The organism is Marinomonas mediterranea MMB-1 (assembly GCF_000192865.1).
In the GTDB taxonomy this organism is placed as follows: domain Bacteria; phylum Pseudomonadota; class Gammaproteobacteria; order Pseudomonadales; family Marinomonadaceae; genus Marinomonas; species Marinomonas mediterranea.
Genome location: NC_015276.1, coordinates 994,194 through 1,011,791, shown reverse-complemented (window position 1 = coordinate 1,011,791; position 17,598 = coordinate 994,194). Strand labels below are relative to the sequence as shown.

Below are 17,598 nucleotides of genomic sequence, written 5' to 3'. Positions count from 1 at the left end.
GAGTTTTTAATAATTTTGCAGTTATTGAGCATTGTTTGGGTGTTATTGAATAAATCTTTCAATATCAATAAGATTGCGTCTAACTCAATCTTCCATTTTCACTGAGATATCAAGCAGTATCTGTCACAGGACTCTTTTCTAGTTCACCATCACAACCATGCCAAGACACTTGGTTACGGCCGTTTTGTTTCGCGAGGTATAAGGCTCTATCTGCTTGGTTGTAAAGCTGGGAGAACACCACTCGCTCATTCGGTTTCCGGTAACAGAAGCCGATACTAATAGTCACTTTCAGTTTAAGATCATCAACTTCAATCACGGCTCTCTCTATGATAGAGCGTATTTCCTCACACTTTTCGATCTGTTTTTCACTGCACAGAGAAGTAAAAAACAAACAGAACTCCTCTCCACCGAGCCGTGCAACAATGCCGTCTTGCATGGTTGAGGAAAGAATTTCCGCAACATGCTTTAAAACTCGGTCTCCAACTGGGTGGCCATATTTGTCATTTACGACTTTAAACATGTCTAAGTCGATAATCGCAAGACCAATACTAGAATCACTCTCTATGAGAGCGCTGCCCGCTTCTTTCATTAAGTAGCGGCGGTTGTACAGCCCTGTGAGTTCATCAAGCTGGTTTTGTGCCGCCAGTAGGACTTGCTGTTTAAACGAACGTGTTAAAACGTACACCAAAACGGCAATAACCAACATGATGCTAATAAACAGCCCCCAAACCAATAAGGTCAGGCCTTTTGTTAAGCGCTTTTCCAACGATGAGACTCTTTGAACGGCACTGTGAATTTCACTGTAAGACCAGGCTATTTCAAGCTCAATAGGATATAGCGCTTGCAGCAACGCTTCGTTAGAAAGCGTGTTATTTGCGTGAGCCGTGACTTGGTTTATGGTGTCGCCAAGCTGGCCTTTGATCTGCGTCAGTGCCAATACCATGGGTTCGTATCGGCTTTTCTCAATCGCGCTTCTTTTGAGCTTATTAATGATAAGCGGTATACGATAGTTTTGGCGATAAAGCGCCTCTGTCAGCACGAGCGCATCGTATTTTTCAGAGTCATTTTCTAGGTAGGATTGTTGTTGATTGATGGTACGCGCATCGTATTGGGATTGAACAACATCAATCGCGAGCGCGGTAAAGTTACTGCCCAATAAAGAACGAGACTTACTATGGAAATACATAAGCGAGGCTGCGCAGATTCCAAAGAATACAATAAAAAGTGCCCACATCGCTCTGGGGCTACGCGATAACTTAACCATTCCCTTATTGCTCTTTAAGTTGTTTAAGAGCCCAAATCCAATGACTGTGCGAGACGTCCCCACGGACTTCTTCGCCACCATCATCCGGTACTATGACCATAAGAGGGCCAAGCTCATTAATCGATAGAAAATGGCCATTCAAACGAGTCGCGAGAAAGTAGCGTTTCTGCTCGCGTTGTTGTTTACTCAAAAACACTTCATACCCGTCATGTGCGACAAGCCTTAAGCGCTCAGCATTATAGAGCCCATATTTTTTAAGTAGATCGTTCAACCACACGCCTGAGAAGCGCCCTTCTGGGCCATCAAAGTGCTTGATCATACTGGTATCAAAGAAAGGTAAAGACTCTATATCGGCGTAAGAGAGTGACGCTTCGGTGTATTTTGTGCCGACGACTAGAATCGGAGTCGGGTTATCCGACGGCATGATGGTGCTTCTTGATACGGTCGCTGCTTGCGCGGACACAGAACAAAGCATCATGGCGAAAGTAAATATAAGATAACAACCGTACCGAAAAGAAGAAAACATGGATACTCCGTTAAAGGGCTTCATCTCTTTTATCTTGAGGGTGTCCAATTCACGTCCAAAAAAGTCTTGTTAAAGCGGCTTCGAGAGGAAATCAAACTAAAACACTGCCTAAATATTGTACACAATGTGTACAAAAGAAGTATATCCTTTTATGACAGTCGTTTTCTACTATTAAAGTGGATTTACGTATGTTTTTGGAATAATTAAGTTTTTTAATACAAAAAGCCCTTATTCAATGAAGAATAAGGGCTTTGCATCAAGGACGTCGTTCAGTGTGAACGGGTCTAATTAATCTAATCTTGATTAACGAAGTAGTTAATAATGTACGCTGGAAGCTCTGCTGCAGGGATAGCCACTTGCTCCATAGTATCGCGATCACGTACGGTTACTGGCGCGTCGTCTTTTTCGATCGAATCGAAGTCAACCGTTACACACAATGGCGTGCCGACTTCGTCATGACGACGGTAGCCTTTACCGACGTTACCCGTGTTTTCATAAAGAATACGACCAAGACCCAGCTTCTGAAGCTTATTTTTAAGCTCTTTCGCAAGCGCAACAATCTCTGGCTTGTTCTTTTTCAGCGGCAGGATCGCCACTTTGATCGGCGCTAGGTGCGGTTTGAATTTAAGCACAGTACGAGTCGAGCCATTTTCCAGCTCTTCTTCGGTGTAGGCTTCAGTCATAATCGCCAACATACCACGATCTAGGCCAGCAGAAGGCTCGATGCAGAAAGGCACTTCCCATTTGTTGGCTTCCAAATCACGAACGGCTAGTTTCGCAGTCGAATGTTCGTTCTTCTTCACTTTTGCAGAAAGATCGAATTCTTCTTGCGCTTTAGTGTGAGAGCCAAGGTCATAATCCGTGCGGTTTGCTACGCCTTCTAGCTCTTCAAAACCATGTGGGAACTTGTATAAGATATCAACAGTGGATTTTGAATAGTGCGCTAAGTCATCCCCTGTCACGTATTCGAATTGGATATTCTCTTCTGTTAGACCTTGATCCAACCACCATTGCTTACGAGTTTCTACCCAGAAATCGTGCCACTTTTCGTCTTCACCTGGCTTACAGAAAAATTCCAATTCCATTTGTTCGAATTCACGAACACGGAAGATGAAGTTACGTGGTGTAATCTCGTTACGGAAAGATTTACCAATTTGCGCAATACCGAATGGCAACGCGCGTGACGTAGAGTCCACAACGTTTTTGAAGTTGGTAAAGATACCTTGTGCGGTTTCAGGACGAAGGTAGGTGTAAGAGTCTTCGTTTACCATCGGGCCGACGTTGGTTTTAAACATCAAGTTAAAGTCACGTGGTTCAGTTACGTTGTCTGAGCCACAATTATCACACTTTTTGATGTCTTTCATGTGGTCAGCACGCATGCGTGATTTACATTCGTGACAGTCAACCATTGGGTCAGTGAAGGTATCTTCGTGACCTGAGTATTTGTAAACGTGTTTGTTTTGGATGATGGCAGCGTCTAGGCCTTCAACGTCATCACGCTCGTAGACCATTGCTCGCCACCAAGCATTCTTTAGGTTGTTCTTAAGCTCAGTCCCTAGTGGACCATAGTCGTAAGCCCCTTGCATACCGCCATAGATTTCACTGCCTTGGAATATAAAACCTCGGCGTTTACAAAGGGAGACTAGTTCGTCCATCGTTTTAGCTGGCATTTTTAACAACCTTAATAAATTTCATTGATAGTAATTAGAGACAACTTGCACGGCGACAGGATATAAATCGATGCTCGTGCAGTGACTTTTATATGATCATATTGGTCTGATCATATTGGTCTGATCACAGTACAGAGCAGCAATTGTACTCTGTGACTCATATTCGCTCAATGCCGAAGAGTAAGAAGACAGCGCTTAAATCAATCCGAATTCACCCTTTAAGCGTAAAAGAAGGAAGAACCAAACAGAAACATTCATTGAAAGACTTAAAAAAGCGCCTAACTTCATGATCTTTTTTTACGATAGCCTATGCCCGCTGTGCACAGCAGAAGTCTCACAATTAGGTCAGTATGACACTGATTGCCGCATTACTTTTGTTGACATCCACAACGCCATCGAGATGGAAGAATACCCGCACATTGATCCGAAAGCGGCCAATAATCGGTTGCACCTTATTAACAGTGAGGGCCAATTAATCACTGGGTTAGATGCAACTTATGCGGTATGGCGTCAAGTTGGGAAACATCGTTGGCTAAAGCTGCTTCGACTCCCTCTCGTGCGTCCAATAGCCGATATCGCTTATGTATTTTTTGCTAAACACCGATACACTATTTCTTACCTTTTCACAGGGAAAAAGCGTTGTTCGACCTGTACTATTAAGCGTGATGTATAGCGATGTACAGTACATTGATCATTGGAGCCAATAGCGCAATTGCCCATGCGATTTCAGAAAAGTTGATTTCAGCGAAAGCATGCGACGATCTAATCCTTGTGAGTCGATCACCCATCACAGTGACAAGTTCAAACGTCGTCTCATTTGTGTGTGATTACTCTGAGCCTTCCATCGAACACGTCGCGTCACAGCTAACCTTTAAAAATACCCATCTTCGAGTTTTTGTCTGTAACGGTACGTTGCACAGCGATCACTACTTTCCCGAGAAAAAAGCAGGTGAGCTAACTGAAGAGGCGATGTTGAGTCTATTTAGAGCCAATACGGTGGTGCCGTCCTTGTGGCTAAAATACCTACTTCCCATTGCTAGTAAGAAGCTAGACGACATTAAAATCATGTTGTTCAGTGCAAGAGTGGGCAGTATCTCAGACAATGAGCTAGGCGGATGGTATAGCTATCGGGCCTCAAAAGCCGCGTTAAATATGATGATCAAAACGTTTTCAGTAGAATACAAACGTCGAATAATACAATCGAAATTAATTGCCTTTCACCCTGGTATGACAGACACACCTCTGTCTAAACCGTTTCAATCACGGGCCAGTTACACCTTGTTTACTCCGGAGTTTGTTGCCGAGCGGGCTCTTAATATAATAGAAAACACCCATTGTGATGGAAAAGCGTCGTACGTTGACTGGGACAACCAAAAGATTGAATGGTAACAGCTCTGTTTAAAGCCGCTCTATTTAAAGCAGCTCTAGGAATACAGAGCTGCTTGGGAAATCACTTTAGTAACGGGTCATCCTTAGGTAAGTTTTTTTGGATCCATATTGCTAGTTTGTGTTTCATTGCTAAAAGATCTTCTTTATCTGGTGGTACTGGCACAATCAATTTGTCTTGAACAAGCAGTCGATAAATGGCTTCCACTTTCTGATTCGCTGACATGGTCGTAGCAAAACCAGCAAACCCTCGCTTAAGCGCGTACTTTTCCCCTACTTCGAGCGCTTTCTTAGCAAGCCCGGCTTCATTCTTTACCTTTTTCATAACGCATGATCCCGAATGCACTTAGATGAAGCTCAAAGCATACCTTGTTTGTATAGATAACATCTAGGGAAGGTACGAATAAGTCTTATGAGCTTCAGTCTTATCAGAGATAACAGACTATTTAAGGCGAGAGTGGACAGGAATGTTAATACCTTTCAACCACTCTTAAGAAGATAGGCTGCGTCTCTTAAAGACCCAAAGGAGGCCTACATGGATGTAGATCGTTAGGGCAACGCAGGAGCAGTTGCCGAACGTACGCTAAACACTCTTTCATTCTTTGTTAACTATCCTTGCCAATATGCTCAATATTGGACGGCGGCACTTGTGTCCAGACAATTGCCTCGAATAAAAAAGCGTTATCTATACGCTAAAGCCAGCGGGCTTATTCACACCTCCCCTAGGGAAGGTATGAATGGCATATCCGAATGTCAGAATGGATATAGCAATTCATTATACCTAGATTTGCGCCTAATGCAGTTGAAGTCCAGCATCTTTATAAAGCCGATTCTTTGGCCTTTTTAGGAAGTAAAATCTGACAAAAGCACTCAGGGACCAAAAGTTCCAAAACTACATAATGATACATATTTACACAGTATTTGTGTTTTTATAAGAAAACCTTTAGTCTTTCTGGCCTCAATTTTACTTACAATACATAAACATATTTTTACATTTGTATTCATTTCAAACTTTAATCCGTCTTAATAAATTATTACTATCGCCTACTGAATCACGATGGTTTTTTATTAAAACCAATAAGTTAGACATTTAAAAGGACTCATTCCCATGCTCTCATTCTTTAAAAAGATGCCGCTGCCCAGACAAATCGGCATCGGCATTATGATCTCGGTCGTAATTACCTTCTTTGTATTGGTTCTGTTAATTGGTCGTCTATTCGACTATGAAGTAAGAGACATTGTGACAGACCATCAGGTCGCGGAAGTGAATCTACTTGCTCAAAAATTAGAAAGTGACTGGAACTCAATTTCGGGCGCAATAACTCGATCTACAAACACATTAGCAAACAACTTATCCAATATTTTGAATGAGGGAAGTCAGAAAATAGGCGAACGAAATTCCCAAATCGCCATCACTAACTTTTTGACGAGTCATATAAAGAGCACAGGGAAAAAAGTCTTTCTTTATGAACAAAATGGGTCAAACGTTACGCTGCTAGATCACGTCAAGCATTCGATCGATATCCCTTTACACACGGTTAGTTCCTTACTATCCAAAACGAATGGAGCGCTTAAGCAGGTCAAAATCAACAACAAAGATTACGTTGCGTACTCTACAACGGTTCCCGGCATATCTCGTTTGAAGCTGCTTGCTGTTTTACCGTCGGATATATTCCTAAAGCGTATTCGAAAAGAACTGTCTCAACTTAAGTTTGGCAAAACAGGCTATGTCTATGTTACTGATGCCGTAACAGATAAAGGGAAGTTTATTTTCCACCCCACCGTAACAGGTCAAAATATCTTCGATCTTTCCGCTGGTGCACGTTCGACGTTCGAAAAGTTGTATCAATCAAATTCAGGCGTCATTTACTACACACTAAAAGTCACAGGTAAAGATGCGGCGCCACAAGAATCGAAAGCGATTTTCCATCGTGTTAAAGGCTGGGACTGGGTTGTCACCATCAAAACCTATTCCTCAGAACACGATGAAGAGCTGAACGCAATTCTTCAGCTTATTGCAGCAATCGGTGTTGTTATCGCTGCGGTACTCGCGATTATACTGGGCCTATTTATTAAACGGGCATTACGTCCGCTTAAAGAAGTATCAAAAGGTTTAACTGTTATTGGGGATGGCAACCTAACCTACCAGTTCGCTTCGACAGCACCGCAAGGCAGCGCAAACGAAATTCACTGCCTTCAGTCCGATATTGAGAAAATGCGCGATGGCTTGATCGAGCTCATACACAAAGTAAGTGAATCAGGAAATCAATTAAGTCGCTCTGCTGACGTCATTACCAGCGCAAACCACCAGTTAACGGACAGCGCAAATCAAAGTAACAATGCATGTTACGAAGTAGCGTCTGCGATTCAACAAATTACCGTGTCCATTGAAGAAGTCGCGCAAAGCTCTCAAGAAGTTTCGGCAGAAATTAATAATGTCAACGCGACCACAAGCTCAGGTGTCGAGTCCATCAAGAATGTCGAAAGCTCTGTTGGCAAATTGTCCAGCTCATTTGAATTAGCTGAACACACGATCCTTGATGTCGAAGGCAGCTCTGAAAATATCGGGAACGTCGTAAAAGTCATTAATGATATCGCTGAACAGACAAACTTACTTGCCCTAAATGCGGCCATCGAGGCAGCACGTGCAGGCGAGCAAGGTCGTGGGTTCGCTGTTGTCGCTGACGAAGTACGTGTTCTTGCACAACGCACGCAAAAATCGACGGAAGAGATTCAGTTGGTCGTCGATAAGCTACAATCGGGTAGCCGAGCAGCCGTCACGACGATGAAAGAAGGCCGAGCTCAAGTCGACACCAGTGTCAATCAAGCCACAGAAGCTACTAGCACAGTCGGTGAAATCCTAGCGTCTGTGAGCACAGTTGAGCAAAACATTGAGAACGTCGCCGCTGCGACGGAAGAGCAAAGTGCGACCTCAGCTCAAATCAAAGGTAACACGGAGCAACTTCAAGAGATGGCACAAGCGACATTAACTCACGCTCAATCTTCTCAAGAGGCGAGCAACGAGATATTTGAGTTAACAAACGAACTAGAGAAAGATCTAAAGAAATTCCAACTTCCATAGGCGTTATTTCTTTTAGAAGTCTTTGCTCGAAGTCGCTAGGGAAGGTACGAATAAGTCTTATGAACTTCAGTCTTATCAGAGAAACAGCCTATTAAGGCGAGAGTGAGCAGGAATGTTAATACCTTTCAATCACTCTTAACGAAGATAGGCTGTTTTTCTGAAAGACCCAAAGGGCGTGGACTAAGCTCTCTTTAATTCTTTGTTAACTTTCTTGCCAATATGCTCAATATTGGACGGCGAAACTTGCCTAGAATAAAGAAGAGTTATCCACACGCTGAAGTCAGTGGACTTGTTCACACCTTCCCTAGTCAATCTAGGATGGAGCAAAAATAGACAAGGCAAAAGTAGACTGGTTTCTTTTTGCCTTGTCTTGGAGAGCACGGCAGTCGCGTAAAAGTCTCTTTTCACTATTTTCTTTTGTCGATGAACTCCTTAGTATCATTTTAAAATGATAAAACGCACCGATCGCTTGTTTTCAAAGGTCGGAGCGCGCTAAGGAGCTTTATTGAACGTTCAACCCTCGCATTCACACCGTCATTGTATTCTTTCATTAGAAAGTCTTTCGGACGCGCTCCGTCAATTTATTGAAAAAACACACGCTGTCGAGCACAAGATAATACTGTCTGACCAAAGCAGCTCATCTGATCAGGTTGATGTGCTTCCTGTCAAAAAAGCGGCCACTCAATTAGGCAAAACCTACGGTGCGGTTTTTTTAGACTGGTCCCAAGGTGCAAATATCAACGCTTTATCAATCATGGCGGGCACGCTTCAAGGCGGCGGCCTCTTTGTGTTACATCTCGGGCCTAATTGGTTAAACGAAGTTGATCTTGATTTAGCACGGTATTTATCTTGGCCAGTCACACCCGAGGTAACGACCTCGTATTTTAAGCACTATATTTGGCAACAACTTACTAACAAAGACAGCCCTTTTTATCACTCTTGCAACAATGGCTTTATTAGTACTTCAAAGCGTTCACCTAATTCCCCTCAAAACTACCCCATTATGGAGTCGCTTTCACAAATAAAATTTTCTGCCCTCACGTCAGACCAGTTAGCGTTACAGGCAGAAGTATTAGCCGCACAACAACCTACTCAGTTTGTTTTATGCGCTAAAAGGGGACGAGGTAAATCAACGGCGTTAGGTAGCCTCATAAAACAACTTCAAGCAAAAGGCCACATTGCGGTCTGTGCGCCATCCGTTGCCAGCATTGCTACGCTGAAAGCCATGTACGAATCGGTTTCTCAAGAAACGCTCCCATTCTTTGCGCCGGATGAATTGTTGAGATCTATGGAACTGCACATCAGGAGCAGTGACAATAGCATCGCCGAGCACAGCAAGTTTGACTATCTCATCGTGGACGAATCGGCAGCCATTCCAGTTCCGATGCTAAAAGCACTGCAAAGCTGTGCTCGTATCACGCTTTTCAGTACAACCAACGACGGTTACGAAGGCAATGGTCGGGGTTTTGGTCTGCAATTTATGAAGTATCTGACCTCCCTACCTTCACCAACGGTGAACCTGACGTTGTCGACGCCGATACGATGGGTGGAAAATGACGCATTTGAAATTTGGCTAGATCGCGTGCTGTTTCAATCATCGCATAATCAAGCGATTACGATGCCATCTGGCTCACATTGCCTTCAGGGGAAAACCTGGTTAGAACACCCAGAACTGCTCAGTGCTGCCTTTACTCTGCTCGTTAACGCGCACTATCAGACCTCACCTGACAATATTAGATGGATGCTCGATGATCCAAGCACCTTTAGTGTTGCAAAAATAGACTCGAACACCCTCTGCTCGATAGCCATTTGCACACAGGAAGGAGAGCTACCAACAGACTTAGCAGCAGAGGTTATGCAGGGCAAACGCCGACCACGAGGACATTTACTTCCGCAATCTCTGCTGGCTCACGAAGGAATAGCAAACGCTGCCGACTATAAATACTGGCGCATCAGCCGCATTGCCACACAACCGAATAAACAGAATATTGGCTACGGCAGCGAGCTCATTCAATACATAGAGCTGCAGGCAAGGCTAAACGACATTGACTTTTTATGTGTTAGTTACGCTCTCACAGACGAGACCCTAAATTTCTGGAAGAAAAATGGCTTTGTCCCCGTTCGCTTGGGCTATTCAAAAGATCAAGCAAGTGGCAGCTACTCCATCATGATGGTCAAAGCGCTGTCAGATGATGCGCTAACCACACAAACGAAATGGCTGAATCACTTTCTTAGTCAATCGCTGTATTCACTTCCCTTAAACCTTTGGGATCTGAAAACAAGCACATTAATCAACGTATTTTCAGAGCTTCCCTTTACCAAGGAAGGCGACAATAGAGACAAAAGTGAACAACGCTTTTTATTAAGTGAGTTAGAGCGACAAAGCCTCATGCTGTTCTGCAACCATCATCGCCCTGCTGCGACCATTCGAAGCAGCCTATTAAAAGCCGTTCAAGCTTTTCTTTACACTAGTAAGCTAAGTCCTAATAAAAAAAAACATGGTTATTTAGTTGAATTTGCGCTGGGTAAAATCACCGAACAAGATGCCTCAAGCCTAGGTTTTTCAGGCAAAAAAGACATGATAAAAACGCTAAAGACCACACTATTGTCGTTACTATAACAGTCTAATCATCGCATTTTATCTTGCAAAACCACTCACGCCATCCAGCAAGATAACAAGACTAACGAACGCGCTTCAGTAAAAAGAGCCAATAGGCGAAAAACCACCCATTGGCTCTTTTTTACTGAGCGATCTTCCACTCATTTTATCTCTATACAGTACAAAGAAGTTGGAGATAAAAATATTTATCTATACTTTTCAATAGCTTATAAATAATCTAAAAATTGGCACGGAATGTGTAATTAATACGACGAACTCGTTCAATAAAAAGAACATGAGCGAGCATAAACAATAATAATTACTCTAGTAATTGGAGCCATATAAAAATGAAAAAAATCAGCATAGCGTTAACTGCCGTTGCCCTAGCCGTATCTGCAGGCACAGTATCTGCAAACTGTGATTCAGGTGAACGTGTTGTAAAATTTAGCCATGTTACTGGCGGTACGACTCACCCTAAAGTGGTCGCTGCAAACAGCTTGGCAGAACGCGTTAACAAAGAAATGGACGGCAAACTGTGTGTTGAGGTTTACCCAAACTCAACATTATTTGGTGATTCAAAAGAGCTTGAAGCATTGCTTCTAGGCGACGTTCAACTTCTAGCCCCTTCTCTATCAAAATTTGGCTCTTATACTAGCAAATACGGTGTATTTGACCTTCCATTTGTCTTTAACGACATGGATCACGCAATCCGTTTCACCAACTCTAGCGACGGTAAAGAATTGCTACGCGAAATGGAAGGTTACGCAGGCTTCGTCGGTTTAGGTTACTGGATGTCTGGTATGAAGTACTTCTCAGCTAAGAAGCCACTTACGGTACCAAGCGACGCGAGCGGCATGAAGTTTCGAGTTCAAACATCTGATGTTGCTAAGCAGATGATCCGTGCGATGGATGCTTCCCCACAAGCAATGGCATTCTCTGAAGTATACGGCGCACTTCAAACTGGCGTTGTAGACGGTCAGGAAAACACTTGGTCCAACATTTACACTAAAAAATTCTATGAAGTACAAGACAGTGTAACGGAAACAAACCACCAACTTCTTGCTTACCTATTCATGACATCGTCTGATTTCCTAAACAGCTTAAGCAAAGCGGATCGTGAACAGTTCGTCGCGATTGCAGACGAAGTCACACAAAAAGCCAATCAGTCCGTTAAAGCGAAAGAAGCGGCTAACCGTGCAAACATTCTTAAAGCGGGTGGTAAGATCAATGTCTTAACGCCAGAACAGCGCAAAGAATGGGTCGATACAATGAAGCCCGTCTGGAAACAGTTCGAAAGCGACATTGGCAAAGACTTGATCGAGTCTGCTAACAACGCATAACACGCGTATTCCAGCACTCAAGAGCCTGACAATTCATCAGGCTCTTTTAAATACCGAAACCTAAGCAAGCGCCTGATCATTTCGAAACGGCAACTTTTTGATTCACTTTCAAAGCGACTTATTTCGCATAGCAAGTTAATCTAAATACAACGTCTTAGGTTGCTGCCCACACTCTCGTGAGAGAGCAAGGTTTAGCAGAAAAGAGCGGAGAGAACTCTCATGGCATACTGGCCTCATCTTTATCTACTTATATTTATCATAGCGCTTTGGGCGCTAGAAAAGCGCTTCCCTAAATTTATGGAACGCTTTGAAGAAAACATTCTTATTTTGGTCATCTCATCCATTATGGTGGTGTCATTTGGGCAAGTGATTGCACGCTATGGATTCAATACAGGGTGGGATGCAGCCCTTGAGTTTAATACCGTCATGTTCTCATGGCTGATTCTGCTCGGCATGAGCTATGGCATTAAAACAGGCATACATTTAGGCGTCGATATTCTTCTAAATGCCGTGCCAAAACCGACACGCAAAGCGCTTTCTATTTTCGGCGCGGGTGCAGCAATGCTTTACGGCCTTATTCTTTTAGATTCCACTTGGCTCGCTATGCTAGGTGTAGAAGTTCGTGGTGGCGCTCTTGAATACTGGTTCAAGATGTACCGAATCGGCCTTGGACAAGAAGAATTACGTTACCCGACTTTCTTAGTCGAAGCATTTGATATGAAACCTCGCGTACATCGCTGGTTAGTACTTGTTGTATTGCCAATCAGTTTGGCTCTTCTTTCTTATCGTTCTCTTCAAGCAATGATTGATATTGCACGTGACAAACGTCCAATGCTGATCAGCGGTCATGAAGGTCAAGACCTTCTGGAAGAAAACAAAGGCGTATTGAAAGACTAATTAGGAGCAACACGTGGAATCCATTATCTTATTTTCTATGGTACTAACGATGCTCTTTATAGGGCTTCCAGTTGGTATCTCTTTGGGCTTATCGTCCATACTGTTTATTACATTTTTCTCACACGACTCTTTGTCGTCTGTGGCTATTTCATTGTTCGGCGCAGGTCAGCACTATACGTTGCTTGCCATCCCGTTTTTCATCCTTGCCTCGTCTTATATGTCGACAGGTGGTGTCGCGAAAAGATTGATTAACTTTGCTATTGCAAGTGTTGGTCACTTCCGAGGCGGTTTAGCAATGGCGTCAGTACTTGCATGTATGATGTTTGCTGCATTGTCAGGCTCATCACCGGCAACGGTTGTTGCGATCGGTACCATTGCCATCGCGGGTATGCGTCAAGTTGGTTATTCCAAAGAGTTCGCTTCCGGCATCATTGCTAACGCAGGTACATTAGGCATACTCATTCCACCTTCTATCGTTATGGTTGTGTACGCTGCTGCTACCGACGTTTCAGTAGGTCGTATGTTCCTAGCAGGCGTCATTCCCGGCTTAATGGCGGGTGGTATGTTGATGCTTGCTATTTACGTTGTAGCCCGCGTTAAAAATCTACCTGCAGAAGAATGGAAAGGGTTCGGTAACTTAGTTCGTGGTGGTAAAGAAGCAGGTTGGGGATTGTTCCTAATCGTTATCATCATGGGTGGTATTTACGGTGGTGTTTTCACTCCGACAGAGGCTGCCGTTGTTGCCGCAGTTTACTCCATCTTTATCGCTCTCTTTGTCTATCGTGATATGGGGCCTCTAAAAGGCCAAACTTGGACAAACGAAAATGACAGTCCAAAAGCGCGTGTTGGCTTTAACGGTACAGTTTACGGTGTGTCGTTCTTCCTTGTTTGGGAGATCATGTCGTTCTTCGCATTGTCTGGTAGCGAATCTATCACCGGCGGCGACCGTGCAATCATTGGCTTGATCTTGTCATTGATGATCGCTGTGTTCTACACATACAAACGCAGCCAAAACCTTGAAGAAGGTATCGGCGCATGTATCGCAGCGGGATTGCCAATCTGGACTCGTAACTTATCGCTTATGGCACGTGGTTTCTTCCCATCATTATTTGGTGAAGAGTCTCGTAAAGTCATGCTAGACGGTACAAAAACAACATTAATGCTGATGTTTATCATCGCTAACGCACTGTTGTTTGCTCATACCCTTTCAGCTGAACGTATTCCACAAGCCATTACTGAATGGATGCTGGGTGTTGGTTTCAATTGGTTTACTTTCCTAATCGCCGTTAATATTTTGCTATTAATCGGTGGCCAGTTTATGGAACCATCTGGCTTGTTGGTGATTGTTGCGCCTGTTGTTTTCCCTATAGCGATGGAGCTTGGTGTCGACCCAATCCACCTAGGTATTATCATGGTCGTAAACATGGAAATCGGCATGATCACACCGCCGATTGGTTTGAACCTGTTTGTTACCTCCGGCATTACAGGCATGAGCTTGGCTCGTGTTGTTAAAGCAGCAATGCCTTTCGTTGCGGTGATGTTTGTATTCTTGATACTTGTTACCTACATTCCGGCACTGTCTACCGCGCTTCCATACGCGATTATGGGTCCAGAAATCGTTCAATAGCGTATAGATTACTAACCCCGCTGATGAGCGGGTGTTCGAATCACCCTTCTAGGCGCCCTTCGGGGCGTCTTTTTTTGTCTTGGTTTTCCTTTTACTCTTTATCCCTATACCCTTGTGCATAATGCTAGGGACTTTTCCTAGTGTAGAGAGTGACATTAATTTCCGAAATTTTGGACAATCCAAATGCCGGGGAGCAGTGCAGTTAGCAGCGTGCTTTAAACCATCCCTCACTGAGATCATCGCGTTTATCGACTCATCAAGCTCATCCGCTTTTTGTAACAAATACTGTTTATCTATCTCTATCCTTTCCCGACCATCCTTTGAATCGATACCAAGCACTCGACTGATTTCTTCTAACGAAAACCCCGCCGTACGTCCCAACGTTATAAGAGCAAGCCTATCTAAAACGTTAGGATGATAGAGACGCCTCAACCCTCTTCGTCCCACAGATTGAATTAATCCTTTTTCTTCATAGTATCTAAGTGTCGATGGCTTTAAATTTGATCGTTGTGCTGCCTCGGAAATATCCATAGCTCCTCCTGTTATAGCGCACTTGACTTAAAGTTAACTTGAAGTTGTAAGCTTACCTCAAAACTACGATTTAGACGCTATGGAGACGACTATGAACGACTTATTCACAACTGTGTTTATTGGACTAATTGCAACAATCGTTATGGATATTTGGGGGATCATTCGACAACGACTACTGTCTATTCCATTAAGCTACGATTTCGTAGGAAGATGGGTAGCCTACTTCCCTAGAGGAAAATTTCGTCACTCTTCCATTTCATCAAGCCCTAGAGTTCGCCATGAACGAATCATTGGTTGGCTTACTCATTATTTAACAGGCGTCCTATTCGCCCTATTTTTTATTGGAGCATGTGGCACTCAATGGCTAGACACACCCTCGTTGATGCCTGCAATGATAGTAGGAGGTACAACCGTCGCTTTTCCATTTTTGATTATGCAACCGGCATTAGGGATGGGAATTGCTGCCTCACAAACTCCCTACCCACTTTTTGCTCGAATACAGAGTATTGTTATGCATCTTATATTTGGCGTAGGACTGTTTGTAGGTGGATTAATTTTGCAAGCATTCAGATAAAAAAAACCGGTGGAGGGACACACCCAACACCGGCTAAAAACATACGAAGGAAATTCTGTGTTAAATCAGATTCACCACAGAGAGAACGTAAGGATCTAATAACCCTTCAGGGTAATCCACGCTCATTACACGCCCCATAACAATTAGGAACGTAAGTAGCCCAACAGATATGGAAAGTGACTTGACCACTCCTCCTTTTGCGAAGAAGTAGATAAACAATAAAGTGAACACAAACGTAGTCACTAGGAAACCAATTTCAAAGTAGAGGTACGACATGACAAAGAAGCCAGCTACGTAAACCAACCCTTGACGTACTTCAGTCGTCGAAGCAATCAGACCTCGATTCTTCATAAAGTCATAGATGACAAACGCGGCAGAAAAGACCACTAAACCAATCGCCATCATTGGGAACGCTTGCGTTAGCATTTGCTCATCCCAGATTTGATACGCGAATACCACACCTGTTAATAGGAAGACCATTGCAATCCAAATATCGGCACTATAGTGAGCAACTGCTGGTTCTGGCGTGTTACTGTCGCCTTTTTTCTTTTTCAGGTATTTGAATAGCGGCGGTAAAAACAAACCACACACAATCAACAAACCGATGATCTGCACACCCGGACGACTAAACCAGCTGTCTCCGTAGAACTGAATACTTTGGAAGAAGTAGTTTTCTGCACCCGCTGACAAAACAAATCCGATAAGAAACGCAGGACGCGGCCAGTTTGCGCTCTTCATCATCACACCTAACAATGCGATACCACCTAGAGCAACAAAGTCGCCCAAGCTACGCGTCGCTTGATAAGCAGCGAACAAAATCAACGTTAAGATGATGGGCGCTAAAACAGAAAACTTAATGTAAGTTAGCAGTGAGATTGGACGCGTTAAGAAGATACACAGTAGTGCACCGATAATATTCGCAAGCGCCAATGACCAAATAATAGTGTAAGTAAGATCAAGGTGTGTCGTTACCATCGAAACGCCAGGCTGAATACCCAGCAATAACATACCACCTAGAAATACCGCCGCCGATCCAGAACCCGGCACACCAAATAGAATCGTCGGTACCATACTGCCACAAGAACACGCGTTGTTAGCAGACTCTGGCGCGATAACGCCTTTGATTTCACCGTTACCGAATTGGCTCTTGTCTTTACTCATGCTCATCGCAAAGCTGTAAGTCATCCAGTCGACTACTGAACCACCTAATCCCGGAATCGCACCGACCAAACTACCAAAGAAAGATGAACGGCCTACTAGCGGCAAGTTTTTAAAGACATCTTTAATACCTTGACCCAGTCCTTGCCCTAGTTCATTTCCTTCTGAGGCAATTGCTTTGTTTCGAATTAGCAAAGACACAATCTCAGGAAGCGCAAAGATACCAAGACCGACAACGATCAGAGGAATACCATCGTAAAGGTAATCTATATCGAAGGTAAAACGGAAGTCGCCCGTCGCTGGCGCACCACCTATGGTGCCTACGAGAAGCCCTATACCGCACGCTGCTAAGCCTTTAAAGATGCTACCGCCTGATAACGAAGCAACCACACTTAACCCCAACAGAGTCAACATGAAGAGCTCTGCGGAGGAAAACGATAAGACCACAGGTCGTGCTACTAAGATAAACACACTTAGAACAATGGCACCGACCACGCCACCCATCATAGAAGATAGGAAAGCGGCAGAAAGTGCGCGGGCTGCCTGCCCTTTTTTAGCCAGAGGAAATCCATCCATCACTGTCGCTTGGGACGAGCTGGAGCCGGGTATACCCATCAAAACAGAAGTAAAGGTATCTCCTGTCGGTACAACGGCGACTAACCCCATCAGCATCCCTAAACCAACTGATGGATCCATTCCGTAAATAAATGGCAGTAGTAAAGACATCCCTGCAATACCGCCTAAACCAGGAATAATCCCAACCACAAGACCAATTACAACGCCGAGCATCAGATAAGACAGATGCATTACGGACATCACCTGATCAAAGGCACTGAAGAAAACAGACATACTATCTCCAAAAACCGCTTAAGTATTCGCTATTTTATTTGATTGAATGTGAAACAACGTAGAAACAATATAAAAATAAGACGGTTTTTATACCG

At 43.7% G+C, this 17,598-nt stretch carries 14 protein-coding genes; 8 read left to right on the top strand and 6 right to left on the bottom strand.

Going from position 1 to position 17,598, the window contains the following annotated elements; genetic code table 11:
* Positions 1-109: 109 nt before the first annotated feature.
* The 3 genes from MARME_RS21335 to MARME_RS04665 form a co-directional block, all read right to left on the bottom strand.
* Positions 110-1,264 (bottom strand): GGDEF domain-containing protein, encoded by a 1,155-nt coding sequence (locus tag MARME_RS21335; protein ID WP_013660104.1) that lies wholly within the window; start codon positions 1,262-1,264, stop codon positions 110-112.
* Positions 1,265-1,268: 4 nt separating this feature from the next.
* Positions 1,269-1,790 carry a hypothetical protein gene (locus tag MARME_RS04670; RefSeq protein WP_013660103.1) on the bottom strand — a complete coding sequence of 174 codons (522 nt, stop codon included), beginning with the start codon at positions 1,788-1,790 and terminating at the stop codon, positions 1,269-1,271.
* Positions 1,791-2,083: 293 nt separating this feature from the next.
* Positions 2,084-3,460, bottom strand: a complete 1,377-nt coding sequence (locus tag MARME_RS04665; RefSeq protein ID WP_013660102.1) for a glycine--tRNA ligase — start codon at positions 3,458-3,460, stop codon at positions 2,084-2,086.
* 286 nt (positions 3,461-3,746) lie between these two features.
* Here MARME_RS04665 and MARME_RS04660 point away from each other — a divergent pair, with 286 nt between their 5' ends.
* Together MARME_RS04660 and MARME_RS04655 are read left to right on the top strand one after the other, a co-directional pair.
* Complete coding sequence (locus tag MARME_RS04660) at positions 3,747-4,133, top strand: thiol-disulfide oxidoreductase DCC family protein (RefSeq protein ID WP_013660101.1); 387 nt, start codon at positions 3,747-3,749, stop codon at positions 4,131-4,133.
* A gap of 2 nt (positions 4,134-4,135) precedes the next feature.
* Positions 4,136-4,849, top strand: a complete 714-nt coding sequence (locus MARME_RS04655; protein WP_013660100.1) for an SDR family NAD(P)-dependent oxidoreductase — start codon at positions 4,136-4,138, stop codon at positions 4,847-4,849.
* Between the two features lie 61 nt (positions 4,850-4,910).
* Here MARME_RS04655 and MARME_RS04650 read toward each other — a convergent pair whose 3' ends face one another.
* The gene (locus tag MARME_RS04650) at positions 4,911-5,171 is read right to left on the bottom strand and encodes a DUF5062 family protein (RefSeq protein ID WP_013660099.1); all 261 of its coding nucleotides are present in this window, start codon (positions 5,169-5,171) and stop codon (positions 4,911-4,913) included.
* A 783-nt stretch (positions 5,172-5,954) separates the two neighbouring features.
* Here MARME_RS04650 and MARME_RS04645 point away from each other — a divergent pair.
* The 5 genes from MARME_RS04645 to MARME_RS04620 all read left to right on the top strand — a co-directional run bounded on the left by MARME_RS04645 (position 5,955) and on the right by MARME_RS04620 (position 14,391).
* The gene (locus MARME_RS04645) at positions 5,955-7,928 is read left to right on the top strand and encodes a methyl-accepting chemotaxis protein (protein WP_013660098.1); all 1,974 of its coding nucleotides are present in this window, start codon (positions 5,955-5,957) and stop codon (positions 7,926-7,928) included.
* Between the two features lie 505 nt (positions 7,929-8,433).
* Entirely contained in the window at positions 8,434-10,548 is a 2,115-nt protein-coding gene (locus tag MARME_RS04635) for a GNAT family N-acetyltransferase (protein ID WP_013660097.1), read from the top strand.
* Positions 10,549-10,874: 326 nt separating this feature from the next.
* The gene (locus MARME_RS04630) at positions 10,875-11,867 is read left to right on the top strand and encodes a TRAP transporter substrate-binding protein (protein WP_013660096.1); all 993 of its coding nucleotides are present in this window, start codon (positions 10,875-10,877) and stop codon (positions 11,865-11,867) included.
* Positions 11,868-12,086: 219 nt separating this feature from the next.
* Complete coding sequence (locus MARME_RS04625) at positions 12,087-12,764, top strand: TRAP transporter small permease (protein WP_013660095.1); 678 nt, start codon at positions 12,087-12,089, stop codon at positions 12,762-12,764.
* Between the two features lie 13 nt (positions 12,765-12,777).
* Complete coding sequence (locus MARME_RS04620; RefSeq protein ID WP_013660094.1) at positions 12,778-14,391, top strand: TRAP transporter large permease; 1,614 nt, start codon at positions 12,778-12,780, stop codon at positions 14,389-14,391.
* Positions 14,392-14,439: 48 nt separating this feature from the next.
* On the opposite strand, the gene MARME_RS04615 is transcribed toward MARME_RS04620, so the two are convergent.
* Positions 14,440-14,922 (bottom strand): helix-turn-helix domain-containing protein, encoded by a 483-nt coding sequence (locus tag MARME_RS04615; RefSeq protein WP_013660093.1) that lies wholly within the window; start codon positions 14,920-14,922, stop codon positions 14,440-14,442.
* Between the two features lie 91 nt (positions 14,923-15,013).
* Between MARME_RS04615 and MARME_RS04610 the strand changes: the two genes are divergently transcribed.
* Entirely contained in the window at positions 15,014-15,496 is a 483-nt protein-coding gene (locus MARME_RS04610) for a DUF2938 domain-containing protein (RefSeq protein WP_013660092.1), read from the top strand.
* 60 nt (positions 15,497-15,556) lie between these two features.
* On the opposite strand, the gene MARME_RS04605 is transcribed toward MARME_RS04610, so the two are convergent.
* Entirely contained in the window at positions 15,557-17,503 is a 1,947-nt protein-coding gene (locus MARME_RS04605; RefSeq protein ID WP_013660091.1) for a tripartite tricarboxylate transporter permease, read from the bottom strand.
* Positions 17,504-17,598 lie beyond the last annotated feature (95 nt).